We start from the raw sequence: 12,921 nt of genomic DNA on the forward strand, positions 1-12,921 counted from the left end.
CTACATCCCGGAGCCGGTGCGTGCGATCGACAAGCCGTTCCTGATGCCGGTGGAAGACGTGTTCTCGATCTCCGGCCGCGGCACCGTGGTGACCGGTCGTATCGAGCGCGGCATCATCAAGGTCGGTGACGAAGTCGAAGTGGTCGGTATTCGTCCGACCCAGAAGACCACCGTCACGGGCGTGGAAATGTTCCGCAAGCTGCTGGACCAGGGCCAGGCAGGCGACAACGCCGGTCTGCTGCTGCGCGGCCTGAAGCGCGACGACGTCGAGCGTGGCCAGGTGCTGGCCAAGCCGGGCACGATCACCCCGCACACGGACTTCGAGGCTGAGGTGTACGTGCTGTCGAAGGACGAGGGTGGCCGTCATACGCCGTTCTTCAAGGGCTACCGTCCGCAGTTCTACTTCCGCACGACCGACGTGACCGGCGCCTGCCAGTTGCCGGAAGGCGTGGAAATGGTGATGCCGGGTGACAACGTGAAGATGGTGGTCAGCCTGATCCACCCGATCGCGATGGACGAAGGCCTGCGTTTCGCCATCCGCGAAGGCGGCCGCACCGTCGGCGCCGGCGTGGTGGCCAAGGTCATCAAGTAATACCCCTTGGGGAGCCACCTTCGGGTGGCAACCTGGAAAAAAGCCGGCCTCAGGGCCGGCTTTTTTTATGTGACTTGTACGGATTGCGCCCCTTGCTCGTCATTCCGGCGCAGGCCGGAGGCGTTCTACAACAGCCGAATGGCTGGTCATCCAGTAGCAGCATGGTTTGATGGTCGCGATAGGGGTGGATGCTTTGTTGGCTCGTTCGCGAACACCGCATTTGGTCGCCACTGGATCCCGGCCTGCGCCGGGATGACGATCAAAAAAACCAACGAATCATGCAAAAAGAACCGCTTAGGGCTTTTCTTCCGCCGAATAGTCAGCTATAGTCGCCGTCTTGCCTGTCGCCGGACCTTGGTTCGGGCGACCTTACAGCGAAATGAGGCACAGGAAGTGCTTCGAGTTCGCTGGCCTGGATGGCCAATACGCAAGAGAGGGCTCGGACGACGAAGCATGACGCTTTGTTGACCTGGCCATTTCGCGCGTTTTATACTTTTCCGTCTAGGCGGGCCCGTTTTGGGCCTGCCTAGTCTTTTAAGGTCGGTTTGAGGTGTGGCGTCAGCCACCCAAGAAACGACTGGTTGTTGGCAGTAAAGGGTTGTGCGGGTGGGCGAGAAGCTCACTCGAATCACAAGAATTGTTCTTTCGATAACAGGACACGGTTTATGGCGAACCAAAAGATTCGCATTCGGCTCAAGGCGTACGATCACCGTCTGATCGATCGCTCGGCCAGCGAGATCGTCGAGACTGCCAAGCGCACTGGCGCAACGGTGCTCGGCCCGATTCCGCTCCCGACCAAGATCGAGCGTTACACCATTCTGGTGTCGCCGCACGTCGACAAAGATGCCCGCGACCAGTACGAAACCCGTACCCACAAGCGCGTGCTTGACATCGTCGACCCCAACGACAAAACCGTGGACGCGCTCATGAAGCTGGACCTCGCCGCTGGCGTGGACGTTCAGATCAAGCTTGGTTGAGCGAGAGACAGGATACGAAGATGAGTATCGGACTAGTTGGCCGCAAGTGCGGCATGAGCCGACTCTTCACTGAAGATGGCCGTTCGATTCCGGTGACCCTCATTGAGGCCACCCCGAATCGCGTCACGCAGCTGAAGACGGAAGAAAATGATGGTTACAGCGCTGTGCAGGTCGCAGCCGGCGTCAAGCGCGCCAGCCTGCTGACGCAGCCGCTGAAGGGTCACTACGCGAAGGCCAAGGTTGAGCCGGGTCGTGGTCTGTGGGAGTTCCGCGTGTCTGCCGACGATCTCGGCAAGTACAGCGTGGGCGCCGAGATCAAGGCCGACGACGTGTTCCAGGCAGGTCAGATCGTTGACGTTGCCGGCGTGTCGAAGGGCAAGGGCTTCCAGGGCACCATCAAGCGCTGGAACTTCACCATGGGTGACGCGACCCACGGTAACTCGCTGTCGCATCGTGCGCCGGGTTCTATCGGTCAGCGTCAGACCCCGGGTCGCGTGTTCCCGGGCAAGAAGATGTCGGGCCACATGGGTGCGGTCAACCGCACGCAGCAGGGCCTGGAAGTGGTCAAGGTCGACGCCGAGCGTCATCTGATCGCGGTGAAGGGCGCGGTGCCGGGTGCTACCGGCGGCGACGTCGTCATCCGTCCGACGACCAAGGGCTGAGGAGAGACGCCATGGAACTCAATGTTATTGGCGCCAAGCCGCTCAACGTGTCGGACGAAGTGTTCGGCGGTGAGCTCAAGCAGGCCCTGATCCACCAGGTCGTCATCGCCTATCAGGCGGGCGGCCGTGCCGGTACCCAGTCGCAGCTGTCGCGCGGCGAGATGTCCGGCACCACCAAGAAGTTCAAGAAGCAGAAGGGCGGCGGCGCCCGTCACGGTGACTACCGTGCACCGATCTTTGTCGGTGGTGGCCGCACGTTCGCTGCCAAGCCGCGCAGCTACGAGCAGAAGGTCAACCGCAAGTCGTATCGCGTTGCCATCCGTTCGATCCTTGCTGAGCTGATCCGTCAGGACCGTCTGAAGGTGGTCGAGAGCTTCGGCATCGATACCCCCAAGACCAAGGCGATGGTTGCCAAGCTGGCTGAACTGCAGGTCTCGGGTCGCGTGCTGCTGGTGTCGGAAGACGCCAACGAAGCCACCTTCCTGGCCGCGCGCAACATCCCGTACATCCACGTCGTGGACGTGCTGGCTCTGAACCCGGTCAGCCTGGTCGGTTCGGACCACATCGTCATGACCGTCGATGCGGTGAAGAAGATCGAGGAGTGGCTGGCATGAGCAACGAACGCATTCTGAATACGCTGCGTGCGCCGCACATCTCGGAAAAGGCTGCACGCCTGGCCGAGAAGAACCAGTACGTATTCGTGGTTGCTCCCGAAGCAACCAAGGCCGATGTCCGCGCAGCGGTGGAACAGATGTTCGACGTCAAGGTCGAGCAGGTGAACCTCGTCAATGCCAAGGGCAAGGTCAAGTCCTTCCGTTTCCGCACTGGCAATCGCCAGGGCAAGCGTAAGGCCTATGTCCGCCTCGCCGATGGCCAGACCATCGACGTGTCGGCCAAAGCCTGAGCCAGGAGTTGAATTGAGATGGCACTGATCACTCACAAGCCGACCTCCCCCGGTCGTCGCGACGCAGTCAGCGTTCGCACCGAGGGCCTTCACAAGGGCGCGCCGTACGCGGCGTTGACCGAGGCGAAGACCAAGAACGGCGGTCGCAATAACTACGGTCGCATCACCGTTCGCCACCAGGGCGGCGGTCACAAGCAGCGTTACCGCATCATCGACTTCAAGCGCGACAAGGAAGGCATTGCCGCCAAGGTCGAGCGCATTGAATACGATCCGAACCGTACCGCGCATATCGCACTGCTGTGCTATGCCGACGGTGAGCGTCGTTACATCATCGCGCCCAAGGGCGTGCAGGCAGGCGATCGCCTGGTGTCGGGCAGCGATGCTCCGATCAAGGCCGGCAACAGCCTGCCGCTGCGCGCCATCCCGGTGGGTTCGACCATCCACTGCATCGAGATGCGTCCGGGCAAGGGTGCGCAGATTGCGCGTTCCGCCGGCGCTTCGGTCCAGCTGGTGGCTCGCGAATCGGGTTACGCCACGCTGCGTCTGCGCTCCGGCGAAATGCGCCGCGTGCCGGTCGATTGCCGCGCCACCATCGGTGAAGTGGGCAACGGCGAGCACAGCCTGAAGAAGCTCGGCAAGGCCGGCGCCAAGCGCTGGTTGGGTATTCGTCCCACCGTTCGCGGTGTGGTGATGAACCCGGTCGACCATCCGCATGGCGGTGGTGAGGGCAAGACCTCTGGCGGTCGTCACCCGGTTTCTCCGTGGGGTACGCCGGCCAAGGGCTACAAGACGCGCTCGAACAAGCGCACCCAGCAGTTCATCGTGCGTCGTCGCAAGTAATAGGAAACGATCATGCCGCGCTCTCTAAAGAAAGGTCCGTTTGTCGACCTGCACCTCGTAAAGAAGGTGGAAGCCGCCGTTTCCGCCAATAACAAGCGTCCGATCAAGACCTGGTCGCGCCGCTCGATGATCCTGCCGGAAATGGTCGGCCTGACCATCGCCATCCACAACGGCCGTCAGCATGTCCCTGTGCTGGTCAACGAGAACATGGTCGGGCACAAGCTCGGCGAGTTCGCGACGACCCGTACGTTCAAGGGCCATGGCGGCGACAAGAAGGGCAAGTGATGAGCACTGAAGCCAAAGCGATCCTGCGCAGCGCCCGCATTTCGGCGCAGAAGGCACGCCTGGTGGCTGACCTGGTCCGCGGCATGCCCGTGGGCCGAGCCAGCGACGTGCTCCAGTTCACCAACAAGAAGGCCGCAGCCCTTGTTCGCAAGGTGCTGTTGTCGGCTGTCGCCAACGCTGAGAACAATCTCGGCGCCGACGTCGACGACCTGAAGGTCGCGCGCATCTTCGTCGACGAAGGTCCGGCGATGAAGCGCATGTACGCCCGCGCCAAGGGTCGCGGTTCCCGCATCCTGAAGCGCACGAGCCACATCACTGTGGTCGTTGGCAACTAAAGAGGACGTAGACGATGGGTCATAAAGTTCATCCCACCGGTATCCGCCTCGGCATTGCCAAGGACTGGAACTCGAAGTGGTACGCCAATAAGGGCGAATACGCCCAGTACCTCGCTGCTGACCTCAAGGTCCGCGAGATGCTGCGCAAGAAGCTGGCCCAGGCCGGCATCTCCAAGATCCTCATCGAGCGTCCGGCCAAGACCGCACGCGTGACGATTCACACCGCCCGTCCGGGCGTGGTGATCGGCAAGAAGGGCGAGGATATCGAGAAGCTGCGTAAGGAAGTCAGTGACCTGATGGGCGTTCCGGCGCACATCAACGTCAGTGAAGTCCGTAAGCCTGAGCTGGACGCACAGCTGGTTGCCGAGTCGATCGCGCAGCAGCTGGAGCGTCGCATCATGTTCCGCCGCGCCATGAAGCGCTCGGTCGGCAACGCGATGCGCCTGGGCGCACTGGGTATCAAGATCAATGTCTCTGGCCGTTTGAACGGCGCTGAGATTGCTCGTTCCGAATGGAGCCGCGAAGGTCGCGTGCCGCTGCATACGCTGCGCGCCGACATCGACTACGGCACCGCCGAGGCTCATACGACCTACGGCGTCATCGGCATCAAGGTGTGGATCTACAAGGGCGAAATCTTCGACCTTGCAGCAGCCGGCCAGGAGTCGAAGGAAGAGCAGTCCCAGCCGCGCCGTGAGGGTGGTGAGGGTCGTCGTGAAGGGCGTCGCGAGGGCGGTGAAGGCCGTCGCGAGCGGACGGCGAAGTAAGGAGAGTTGCCATGCTGCAACCTAAGCGAACCAAATACCGTAAGCAGTTCAAGGGCCGTAACGATGGTCTGGCTTTCTCCTCGAACCTCGTCAGCTTTGGCGAGTTCGGTCTGAAGGCAACCACCTTTGGCGCCCTGACCGCTCGTCAGATCGAAGCCGGTCGTCGTTGCATCACCCGTTTTGTGAAGCGCGGCGGCAAGCTGTGGATCCGTGTGTACCCGGATAAGCCCATCACCAAGAAGCCCATCGAAGTTCGAATGGGTGCCGGTAAGGGTGGCGTCGAATACTGGGTCGCTCCGATCCAGCCGGGCCGCATGCTCTATGAAATCGAGGGTATCGACGAGGCGACGGCACGCGAGGCGTTCCGCCTGGCCGCCGCCAAGCTCTCGGTCCAGACCCAATTCGTGACCCGGGCGGTGATGTGATATGGCCATCAAAGATTTGACCACCAAGTCGGCCGACGAGCTGAACAAGCATCTGCTGGATCTGCGTAAAGAGCAGTTCAATCTGCGCATGCAGAAGGGCACCGGCCAGCTCAATCAGCCGCACCAGCTGCGCCGCGTTCGGCGCGACATCGCCCGCACGAAGTTCGTGCTCGGCGGAAAGAAGTAAGGGACGGCTGATATGAGCGACAACCAAAAGCAGACGCGCACCCTCGAGGGCCGCGTCATCAGTAACAAGATGGACAAGACCGTGACGGTCCTGATCGAGCGCCAGGAACAGCATCCGCTGATCGGCAAGATCATCCGTCGTTCGACCAAGCTTCACGCACAGGACGACCTGGGCGCGAACGAGGGCGACCTGGTCCGCATTGCAGAATGCCGTCCCTTGTCCAAGACCAAGCATCACCGCGTGGTCGAAATCATCACGCGCGCTAACGTCTAAGGGAGGGTGCAGACATGATCCAGATGCAAAGCACGCTATCCGCGGCCGATAACAGCGGTGCTCGCGAACTGATGTGCATCAAGGTGCTCGGCGGCTCCAAGCGCCGTTACGCCGCGATCGGTGACGTTATCAAGGTCACCGTGAAAGATGCCATCCCCCGCGGCAAGGTGAAGAAGGGCGAGGTGTACAACGCCGTGGTGGTTCGTACCGCCAAGGGTGTGCGCCGTCCCGATGGCTCGCTGATCCGTTTCGACGGCAACGCAGCGGTCCTCCTCAACAACAAGCTCGAGCCGATTGGCACCCGTATCTTCGGGCCGGTCACTCGCGAGCTGCGCAGCGAGAAGTTCATGAAGATCGTCTCCCTCGCGCCCGAAGTGCTCTGAGCGGAGACTAGACCATGAACCGTATCCGCAAGGGTGATCAGGTCCTCGTGATCACCGGCAAAAACAAGGGTCAGCGCGGCGACGTGCTGCGCGTTGATGGCGACCGCGTGTTCGTCTCCAACGTGAACCTGGTCAAGCGTCACACCAAGCCGAATCCGCAGGCCAACCAGGCCGGTGGCATCGTCGAGCGTGAGGCTTCGATCCACCTCTCCAACGTCCAGCTGTTCAACTCCGCCACGGGCAAGGGTGAACGCGTTGGCGCCAAGACGCTCTCTGATGGGCGTAAGGTGCGCGTGTTCAAGTCCTCCGGCGAAGTCGTGGACGCGTAAGGAATTAACTATGACGACGCGTCTCGAAAACTTTTACAAAGACCAGGTCATCCAGAAGCTCACCGAGCGCTTTGGTTACCAGAACGTGATGCAGGTTCCCCGCATCACCAAGATCACGCTGAACATGGGCGTGGGCGAAGCGGCGGGCAACAAGAAAGTGCTCGAAAACGCCGTGGCCGACATGGCCAAGATCGCCGGCCAGAAGCCGATCCAGACCAAGGCCCGCGTGTCGGTTGCCTCGTTCAAGATCCGCGACGGCTGGCCGATCGGCTGCAAGGTCACCCTGCGCCGCGCGCAGATGTGGGAATTCCTCGATCGCCTGATCAACATCTCGCTGCCGCGTACGCGCGACTTCCGTGGTGTGTCGGGTCGCGCTTTTGACGGCCGCGGTAACTACAACTTCGGCGTCAAAGAGCAGATCATCTTCCCGGAAATCGACTTCGACGCCGTCGACGCGATGCGTGGCATGGATATCTCCATCACCACCACCGCCAAGTCGGACGACGAAGCCAAAGCGCTGCTGGAAGCCTTCAGCTTCCCGTTCCGCAACTGATACACGCGAGAGATATCTATCCATGGCAAAGACCTCGATGGTCAACCGCGATATCAAGCGGACCAAGCTCGTCAAGAAGTACGCCGCCAAGCGCGCCGAACTGAAGGCGATCGTGCTGAGCCCCAACGCCTCGTATGACGAGAAGATGGAAGCCCAGACCAAGCTGCAGAAGCTGCCGCGCGATGCGAGCCCGTCTCGCCAGCGCACCCGCTGTGCTCTGACCGGCCGTCCGCGCGCCGTGTATCAGAAGTTCGGCTTGGGCCGCAACAAGCTGCGCGAAGCCACCATGCGTGGTGACGTGCCTGGCCTGCGCAAGGCCAGCTGGTAATACCCCAAACAGGGCGTTGACGGGTTTCGGCCCGTTGGCGTTCGATGCGGCGGTGGGCACAGCCTGCCGCCGTTGGCGCGATTTATGCGCTGCTGTTCGCAAAGTCGGAAAAAGCTGTTATAGTCGTCGGTCTGCGTTCCGCAGGTCGGCACTGTGCCGGCTCACAATTGAATTGATTTCCGGTTTTTCGGATATCGGTGCACTCTGAAGGATGTTTTCATGAGCATGACTGATCCCATCGCCGATCTGTTTACGCGCATCCGCAATGCCCAGCTCACGGGCAAGCAGACCGTAAACATGCCGTCGTCGAAGCTGAAGGTGGCCATCGCCAACCTTCTCAAGAATGAGGGCTATATCCTCGACGCCAAGGCCTCCTCCGTGGAAGGCAAGCCGGTGCTCGAGATCAAGCTCAAGTATTTCGAAGGCCGTCCGGCTATCGAAACCATTGCCCGTGTCAGCCGTTCCGGTCTCCGCGTCTACCGCGGCAAGGACGAGTTGCCGAAGGTCCTCGGTGGCCTGGGTATCTCGATCATCTCGACTTCCGCCGGTCTGCTGACCGACGCGCAGGCCCGTTCGAAGGGTCTGGGCGGCGAAGTCATCGGCCAGGTCGCATAAGGAGCCGACGATGTCCCGCGTAGCCAAACAACCGATCAACCTGCCCAAGGGCGTTGAAGTCAAGTCCGACGCCAACGGCATTTCCGTCAAGGGCCCGAAGGGCACCCTGGCGATCCATCACCTGCCGGGCGCCTCGATCAATATCGACAATGGCGTGGCCAACATTGTTCTCGCCGAAGGCGCGGACGACAAGTTCGGTGGCACCCTGCGCGCGCTGCTGGCCAACATGGTCAAGGGCGTGTCCGACGGTTACGAGCGCAAGCTCGAGCTGGTCGGCGTGGGCTACCGTGCTTCGATGGCCGGCAAGTCGCTGAACATTGCCCTGGGCTTCTCGCATCCGGTCGTGTTCGAAGCGCCCGAAGGCATCACCATCGAAACCCCGACGCAGACCGAAATCCTGATCAAGGGTTCGGACAAGCAGCGCGTGGGCGAGGTGGCCGCCAAGATCCGTGGCTTCCGTCCGCCGGAACCCTATAAGGGCAAGGGCGTGCGCTACTCCGGCGAGAAGATCACCCTGAAGGAAGCCAAGAAGGCGTAAGCGGTCCCTCGCGAAAGAGCAGCCATCCATGGCTGCACTCTTCAAAAAGGCTAAAGCTGCTTGTCGATCCGCTTCTAGGAACTATGACGATGAACAAGAACGAATCCCGCCTGCGTCGCGCCAAGTCGACTCGCTCCCACATCCGCAAGCTCGGTGTGGCTCGCCTGTCGGTGCATCGCACCGGTCAGCACCTGTACGCACAGGTGTTCGACGCTTCGGGCACGAACGTGGTGGCTGCTGCCTCCACCGTGCAGAAGTCGGTTGCTGAAGGCCTCAAGGGCACCAAGAACCTCACCGCTGCCGCCGCTGTCGGCAAGGCCGTGGCTGAGCGTGCGCTGGCCGCTGGTATCGAGTCCGTGGCGTTCGATCGCTCGGGCTTCCGCTACCACGGTCGCATCAAGGCGCTGGCCGATGCGGCCCGCGAAGCCGGCCTGAAGTTCTAAGGCCGCTTGGTATCGGGTGCCGGTTCGCCGGCACTTGATGCCAGCTGAAGTACCCACAACTCCAAGCGGCTCAGCCGCAAGTAAAAGTCCCGGTTTGCCGGGCACATGGAAAAAAACATGTCTTCTACCGATCGCGAAAATTCAGACGGCCTGCTCGAGAAGCTGATTGCCGTTAACCGCGTGGCCAAGACCGTCAAGGGTGGCCGCCAGATGAGCTTCACTGCGCTGACCGTGGTCGGCGACGGCGAAGGCCGCGTGGGTTTTGGTTATGGCAAGGCGCGTGAAGTGCCGGTCGCCATCTCCAAGGCCATGGAACGCGCCCGCCGCCAGATGGTGAGTATCGACCTGAACAACGGCACCCTGTGGTACGCCATCAAGGCCAACCACGGCGCAGCCCGCGTGTTCATGCAGCCGGCTTCCGAAGGTACTGGCGTGATCGCCGGCGGCGCCATGCGCGCTGTGCTGGAAGTGGTGGGCGTGAAGAACGTGCTCGCCAAGGCCGTTGGTTCGCGTAACCCGATCAACCTGGTCCGCGCGACCATCAAGGGCCTGCAGGCCGTTGCCTCGCCGAAGCAGATCGCTGCCAAGCGTGGCAAGACCCTGGAAGAGGTGCTGGGCAATGGCTAAGAACAACGAAACCGCCGCCACCGTGCGCGTGCGCCTGGTCAAGGGCCTGCGCGGTGTGCAGAGCCGCCATCGCCTGAGCGTGAAGGCGCTCGGCCTGAGCAAGCTCAATGACGTCCGTGAACTGAAGGACAGCCCGCAGGTCCGCGGCCTGATCAACACGGTCTATTACCTCGTGCGGGTTGAGGAGTAATCACCATGCGTCTTAACGACATCAAGCCGGCCGCCGGCTCCCGCAAGACCCGCCTTCGCGTGGGTCGCGGTATCGGTTCGGGCCTGGGCAAGACCGCCGGTCGCGGTCACAAGGGTCAGCACGCTCGCGCGGGCGGCACCCACAAGTACGGTTTCGAAGGCGGTCAGATGCCGCTGCAGCGTCGCCTGCCGAAGGTTGGCTTCCGCTCGCTGAAGAAGAAAGAAAGCCAGGAAGTGTTCCTGTACCAGCTGGCCACCCTGAAGGCTGACGTGATCGACACGATCGCGCTGCATCAGGCTGGTTTGATCGACAGCCATGCCAAGAAGGTGAAGGTTGTCCTCAAGGGCGAAATCGGCCGCGCCGTGAAGCTGTCGGGCGTGCTGGCTACGGCCGGCGCCAAGGCAGCGATCGAAGCTGCCGGCGGCAGCGTGGAGTAATCACGTGGCGTCAGCCCAGGGCACATCGCTCGGATCGCTCGGCAAGCTGACGGAACTGCGTCAGCGCATCTTCTTCGTGATTGGTGCGCTGATTGTCTTCCGTCTCGGTTCCTTCATCCCGGTTCCCGGCGTCAACCCGGAAGCCATGACGAACCTGATCGAGCAGGGCGGCGGCCTGATGAACATGTTCAACATGTTCTCGGGTGGCTCGCTGGCACGTTTCTCGGTGTTCGCGCTCGGCGTGGTGCCGTACATCTCTGCCTCCATCGTGGTGCAGATGATGGGTTCGGTGATCCCGAGCCTGCAGGCGCTGCGTAAAGAGGGTGAGTCTGGTCGTCGCAAGATGACCATGTACACCCGCTTTGGCACGGTAGGCCTGGCGGCATTTCAGGCGTTCAGCATCGCCATGGCGTTGCAGAAGCAGACCGCCCTGGGTGGCGCGCCGGTGGTGTATACGCCTGGCATGGGTTTCGTCATGTCGTCGGTGGTTGGCCTGACGGCCGGCACGATGTTCCTGATGTGGCTGGGTGAGCAGATCACCGAGCGCGGTATCGGCAACGGCATTTCGCTGCTGATCTTCGCCGGCATCGTCTCCGGCCTGCCCGGTGCGGTGGCGCACACGCTGAGCATGGCCAACAACGGTGAGCTCTCGGTCATCAAGATGCTCATGGTGGTTGCCGTGATCCTGCTGGTGACAGCGTTCGTGGTGTACATGGAGCGCGCCCAGCGGCGCATCACCGTGAACTACGCGCGTCGTTCCGGTGGGCAGCGGGCCTACATGAACCAGACCTCGCACCTGCCGCTGAAGGTCAATATGGCCGGCGTGATCCCGCCGATCTTCGCTTCGAGCCTGCTGTTGTTCCCGGCGACTGCTGCTACCTGGTTCGGCCAGGGTCATCAGGCGCGCTGGATCACCGAGCTGACCCAGGCGCTGACCCCGGGCGAACCGCTGTACGACATCGTCTTCGCGGTGCTGGTGATCACTTTCGCCTTCTTCTATACGGCGATCGTGTTCAACTCTCAGGAGACGGCGGACAACCTCAAGCGCTCCGGCGCCTTGATTCCGGGCATCCGCCCGGGCCGCTCCACGGCTGACTACATCGACAACGTGATGACCCGTCTTACCGGTGTCGGCGCGCTGTACCTGGTGCTGGTCTGCCTGGTTCCATCGTTTATGCAAAAAGCGTGGCACGTCCCGTTCTACTTCGGTGGCACCTCTCTGCTCATCGTCGTGGTCGTGGTGATGGATTTCACTGCTCAAGTGCAGGCGCACTTGGTCAGTCACCAGTACGAAAGCCTGCTGAAGAAGGCCAACCTCCGCCGCAACTGATGGCTGCTGGGGTGGTGTGAAGTTGGTCTAAGTCGGAGGGCGGCGGTACCCCAGGTACCGCAGGGCTTTCCTAATGGGTTGTTTAAGGTTAGAATTGCGCGTTTACCGCGCACGAAACGCATCGGAGAAAGTACATCATGGCGCGCATCGCGGGTGTCAATTTGCCGGTCCAGAAGCATGTCTGGGTTGGCCTGCAGAGCATTTACGGGATCGGCCGCAGCCGGGCCAAGAAGGTCTGCGCGGACGCTGGCGTGGTTCCCACCACCCAGATCAAGTCCCTGAGTGAAGGCGAGGTGGAGAAGATCCGCCACGAAATCAGCAAGTACGTCGTTGAAGGCGATCTGCGTCGCGAGGTGGGTATTGCCATCAAGCGTCTGATGGATCTGGGTTGCTACCGCGGTCTGCGTCACCGCCGTGGTCTGCCGGTGCGCGGCCAGCGCACGCGTACCAATGCACGCACCCGTAAGGGTCCGCGTCGCGCCATCAAGAAGTAACGGATTCCGAACATGGCTAAGCCTGTCAAGACCAAGAAGAAGATCAAGCGCGTTGTCACGGATGCCGTGGCCCACGTGCAGGCCTCCTTCAACAACACCATCGTCACCATCACCGATCGCCAGGGCAATGCCCTGTCGTGGGCGACTGCCGGCGGCGCGGGTTTCCGCGGCTCGCGTAAGTCGACCCCGTTCGCTGCCCAGGTTGCCGCCGAAAAGGCTGGCCGCGCTGCTGGCGACTACGGTGTGAAGACCGTGGAAGTGCGCATCAAGGGCCCGGGTCCGGGTCGTGAGTCCGCCGTGCGTTCGCTGAACGCGCTGGGCTACAAGGTGCTCAACATCATCGACGTCACGCCGATTCCGCATAACGGCTGCCGTCCCCCCAAGAAGCGTCGAGTCTAAGGAGCATACCC

The 12,921-nt window shown here is 61.8% G+C and carries 25 protein-coding genes; all 25 read left to right on the forward strand.

The window, feature by feature from the left end:
• The coding region (locus tag AB4Y82_RS20010) for an EF-Tu/IF-2/RF-3 family GTPase (protein ID WP_441611603.1) at window positions 1-592 on the forward strand (592 nt) is incomplete at its 5' end.
• A 665-nt stretch (window positions 593-1,257) separates the two neighbouring features.
• Window positions 1,258-1,569, forward strand: coding sequence for a 30S ribosomal protein S10 (rpsJ, locus tag AB4Y82_RS20015; RefSeq protein ID WP_017461875.1), 312 nt, complete (start codon window positions 1,258-1,260; stop codon window positions 1,567-1,569).
• 20 nt (window positions 1,570-1,589) lie between these two features.
• A complete protein-coding gene (rplC, locus tag AB4Y82_RS20020) occupies window positions 1,590-2,231 on the forward strand; it encodes a 50S ribosomal protein L3 (RefSeq protein WP_046972913.1) in 642 nt (213 codons plus the stop codon).
• A gap of 11 nt (window positions 2,232-2,242) precedes the next feature.
• Window positions 2,243-2,845, forward strand: a complete 603-nt coding sequence (rplD, locus tag AB4Y82_RS20025; RefSeq protein ID WP_204634037.1) for a 50S ribosomal protein L4 — start codon at window positions 2,243-2,245, stop codon at window positions 2,843-2,845.
• On the forward strand, window positions 2,842-3,135 hold the full coding sequence (gene rplW / locus AB4Y82_RS20030; protein ID WP_046972911.1) for a 50S ribosomal protein L23: 294 nt from the start codon (window positions 2,842-2,844) through the stop codon (window positions 3,133-3,135). Before rplD ends, rplW begins: the two co-directional genes overlap by 4 nt.
• A gap of 18 nt (window positions 3,136-3,153) precedes the next feature.
• Window positions 3,154-3,975 (forward strand): 50S ribosomal protein L2, encoded by an 822-nt coding sequence (rplB, locus tag AB4Y82_RS20035; protein WP_046972910.1) that lies wholly within the window; start codon window positions 3,154-3,156, stop codon window positions 3,973-3,975.
• A 12-nt stretch (window positions 3,976-3,987) separates the two neighbouring features.
• Window positions 3,988-4,260 (forward strand): 30S ribosomal protein S19, encoded by a 273-nt coding sequence (rpsS, locus tag AB4Y82_RS20040; protein WP_046972909.1) that lies wholly within the window; start codon window positions 3,988-3,990, stop codon window positions 4,258-4,260.
• Window positions 4,260-4,595: a 50S ribosomal protein L22 gene (gene rplV / locus AB4Y82_RS20045; protein ID WP_046972908.1), complete on the forward strand. Its 336-nt coding sequence runs from the start codon at window positions 4,260-4,262 to the stop codon at window positions 4,593-4,595. The genes rpsS and rplV overlap by 1 nt, the downstream gene beginning before the upstream one ends.
• 14 nt (window positions 4,596-4,609) lie before the next feature.
• A complete protein-coding gene (rpsC, locus tag AB4Y82_RS20050) occupies window positions 4,610-5,359 on the forward strand; it encodes a 30S ribosomal protein S3 (RefSeq protein ID WP_121881668.1) in 750 nt (249 codons plus the stop codon).
• 11 nt (window positions 5,360-5,370) lie between these two features.
• Window positions 5,371-5,784 (forward strand): 50S ribosomal protein L16, encoded by a 414-nt coding sequence (gene rplP / locus AB4Y82_RS20055; RefSeq protein WP_019464892.1) that lies wholly within the window; start codon window positions 5,371-5,373, stop codon window positions 5,782-5,784.
• A gap of 1 nt (window position 5,785) precedes the next feature.
• Window positions 5,786-5,971, forward strand: a complete 186-nt coding sequence (gene rpmC / locus AB4Y82_RS20060) for a 50S ribosomal protein L29 (protein WP_046972906.1) — start codon at window positions 5,786-5,788, stop codon at window positions 5,969-5,971.
• A 12-nt stretch (window positions 5,972-5,983) separates the two neighbouring features.
• Window positions 5,984-6,244, forward strand: coding sequence for a 30S ribosomal protein S17 (rpsQ, locus tag AB4Y82_RS20065; protein ID WP_038620426.1), 261 nt, complete (start codon window positions 5,984-5,986; stop codon window positions 6,242-6,244).
• A 14-nt stretch (window positions 6,245-6,258) separates the two neighbouring features.
• Complete coding sequence (rplN, locus tag AB4Y82_RS20070; protein ID WP_038620422.1) at window positions 6,259-6,627, forward strand: 50S ribosomal protein L14; 369 nt, start codon at window positions 6,259-6,261, stop codon at window positions 6,625-6,627.
• A 14-nt stretch (window positions 6,628-6,641) separates the two neighbouring features.
• Window positions 6,642-6,956: a 50S ribosomal protein L24 gene (gene rplX / locus AB4Y82_RS20075; RefSeq protein WP_441605431.1), complete on the forward strand. Its 315-nt coding sequence runs from the start codon at window positions 6,642-6,644 to the stop codon at window positions 6,954-6,956.
• A gap of 10 nt (window positions 6,957-6,966) precedes the next feature.
• A complete protein-coding gene (rplE, locus tag AB4Y82_RS20080; RefSeq protein ID WP_441605432.1) occupies window positions 6,967-7,509 on the forward strand; it encodes a 50S ribosomal protein L5 in 543 nt (180 codons plus the stop codon).
• Between the two features lie 22 nt (window positions 7,510-7,531).
• Window positions 7,532-7,837, forward strand: a complete 306-nt coding sequence (gene rpsN, locus AB4Y82_RS20085) for a 30S ribosomal protein S14 (RefSeq protein WP_441605433.1) — start codon at window positions 7,532-7,534, stop codon at window positions 7,835-7,837.
• Window positions 7,838-8,056: 219 nt separating this feature from the next.
• Window positions 8,057-8,452 carry a 30S ribosomal protein S8 gene (gene rpsH / locus AB4Y82_RS20090; RefSeq protein ID WP_441605434.1) on the forward strand — a complete coding sequence of 132 codons (396 nt, stop codon included), beginning with the start codon at window positions 8,057-8,059 and terminating at the stop codon, window positions 8,450-8,452.
• A gap of 10 nt (window positions 8,453-8,462) precedes the next feature.
• On the forward strand, window positions 8,463-8,990 hold the full coding sequence (gene rplF, locus AB4Y82_RS20095; RefSeq protein WP_441605435.1) for a 50S ribosomal protein L6: 528 nt from the start codon (window positions 8,463-8,465) through the stop codon (window positions 8,988-8,990).
• An 83-nt stretch (window positions 8,991-9,073) separates the two neighbouring features.
• On the forward strand, window positions 9,074-9,433 hold the full coding sequence (gene rplR, locus AB4Y82_RS20100; RefSeq protein ID WP_441605436.1) for a 50S ribosomal protein L18: 360 nt from the start codon (window positions 9,074-9,076) through the stop codon (window positions 9,431-9,433).
• Window positions 9,434-9,550: 117 nt separating this feature from the next.
• Window positions 9,551-10,060 (forward strand): 30S ribosomal protein S5, encoded by a 510-nt coding sequence (gene rpsE, locus AB4Y82_RS20105; RefSeq protein ID WP_046972899.1) that lies wholly within the window; start codon window positions 9,551-9,553, stop codon window positions 10,058-10,060.
• Entirely contained in the window at window positions 10,053-10,250 is a 198-nt protein-coding gene (gene rpmD, locus AB4Y82_RS20110) for a 50S ribosomal protein L30 (protein WP_046972898.1), read from the forward strand. Before rpsE ends, rpmD begins: the two co-directional genes overlap by 8 nt.
• Complete coding sequence (gene rplO, locus AB4Y82_RS20115; protein WP_199045596.1) at window positions 10,250-10,687, forward strand: 50S ribosomal protein L15; 438 nt, start codon at window positions 10,250-10,252, stop codon at window positions 10,685-10,687. The genes rpmD and rplO overlap by 1 nt, the downstream gene beginning before the upstream one ends.
• A gap of 4 nt (window positions 10,688-10,691) precedes the next feature.
• Entirely contained in the window at window positions 10,692-12,017 is a 1,326-nt protein-coding gene (gene secY / locus AB4Y82_RS20120; protein WP_441605437.1) for a preprotein translocase subunit SecY, read from the forward strand.
• A gap of 137 nt (window positions 12,018-12,154) precedes the next feature.
• Entirely contained in the window at window positions 12,155-12,511 is a 357-nt protein-coding gene (gene rpsM / locus AB4Y82_RS20125; protein WP_046972895.1) for a 30S ribosomal protein S13, read from the forward strand.
• 12 nt (window positions 12,512-12,523) lie between these two features.
• Window positions 12,524-12,910, forward strand: coding sequence for a 30S ribosomal protein S11 (gene rpsK, locus AB4Y82_RS20130; protein WP_007513384.1), 387 nt, complete (start codon window positions 12,524-12,526; stop codon window positions 12,908-12,910).
• The last annotated feature ends 11 nt before the right edge of the window (window positions 12,911-12,921 follow it).

The organism is Dyella sp. 2YAF14 (assembly GCF_052114725.1).
Taxonomy (GTDB): Bacteria; Pseudomonadota; Gammaproteobacteria; order Xanthomonadales; family Rhodanobacteraceae; genus Dyella.

Coding starts and splice junctions, on each gene's coding strand:
- rpsJ (WP_017461875.1), top strand. CDS start 1,258: ATGGCGAACCAAAAGATTCGCATTCGGCTCAAGGCGTACGATCACCGT.
- rplC (WP_046972913.1), top strand. CDS start 1,590: ATGAGTATCGGACTAGTTGGCCGCAAGTGCGGCATGAGCCGACTCTTC.
- rplD (WP_204634037.1), top strand. CDS start 2,243: ATGGAACTCAATGTTATTGGCGCCAAGCCGCTCAACGTGTCGGACGAA.
- rplW (WP_046972911.1), top strand. CDS start 2,842: ATGAGCAACGAACGCATTCTGAATACGCTGCGTGCGCCGCACATCTCG.
- rplB (WP_046972910.1), top strand. CDS start 3,154: ATGGCACTGATCACTCACAAGCCGACCTCCCCCGGTCGTCGCGACGCA.
- rpsS (WP_046972909.1), top strand. CDS start 3,988: ATGCCGCGCTCTCTAAAGAAAGGTCCGTTTGTCGACCTGCACCTCGTA.
- rplV (WP_046972908.1), top strand. CDS start 4,260: ATGAGCACTGAAGCCAAAGCGATCCTGCGCAGCGCCCGCATTTCGGCG.
- rpsC (WP_121881668.1), top strand. CDS start 4,610: ATGGGTCATAAAGTTCATCCCACCGGTATCCGCCTCGGCATTGCCAAG.
- rplP (WP_019464892.1), top strand. CDS start 5,371: ATGCTGCAACCTAAGCGAACCAAATACCGTAAGCAGTTCAAGGGCCGT.
- rpmC (WP_046972906.1), top strand. CDS start 5,786: ATGGCCATCAAAGATTTGACCACCAAGTCGGCCGACGAGCTGAACAAG.
- rpsQ (WP_038620426.1), top strand. CDS start 5,984: ATGAGCGACAACCAAAAGCAGACGCGCACCCTCGAGGGCCGCGTCATC.
- rplN (WP_038620422.1), top strand. CDS start 6,259: ATGATCCAGATGCAAAGCACGCTATCCGCGGCCGATAACAGCGGTGCT.
- rplX (WP_441605431.1), top strand. CDS start 6,642: ATGAACCGTATCCGCAAGGGTGATCAGGTCCTCGTGATCACCGGCAAA.
- rplE (WP_441605432.1), top strand. CDS start 6,967: ATGACGACGCGTCTCGAAAACTTTTACAAAGACCAGGTCATCCAGAAG.
- rpsN (WP_441605433.1), top strand. CDS start 7,532: ATGGCAAAGACCTCGATGGTCAACCGCGATATCAAGCGGACCAAGCTC.
- rpsH (WP_441605434.1), top strand. CDS start 8,057: ATGAGCATGACTGATCCCATCGCCGATCTGTTTACGCGCATCCGCAAT.
- rplF (WP_441605435.1), top strand. CDS start 8,463: ATGTCCCGCGTAGCCAAACAACCGATCAACCTGCCCAAGGGCGTTGAA.
- rplR (WP_441605436.1), top strand. CDS start 9,074: ATGACGATGAACAAGAACGAATCCCGCCTGCGTCGCGCCAAGTCGACT.
- rpsE (WP_046972899.1), top strand. CDS start 9,551: ATGTCTTCTACCGATCGCGAAAATTCAGACGGCCTGCTCGAGAAGCTG.
- rpmD (WP_046972898.1), top strand. CDS start 10,053: ATGGCTAAGAACAACGAAACCGCCGCCACCGTGCGCGTGCGCCTGGTC.
- rpsM (WP_046972895.1), top strand. CDS start 12,155: ATGGCGCGCATCGCGGGTGTCAATTTGCCGGTCCAGAAGCATGTCTGG.
- rpsK (WP_007513384.1), top strand. CDS start 12,524: ATGGCTAAGCCTGTCAAGACCAAGAAGAAGATCAAGCGCGTTGTCACG.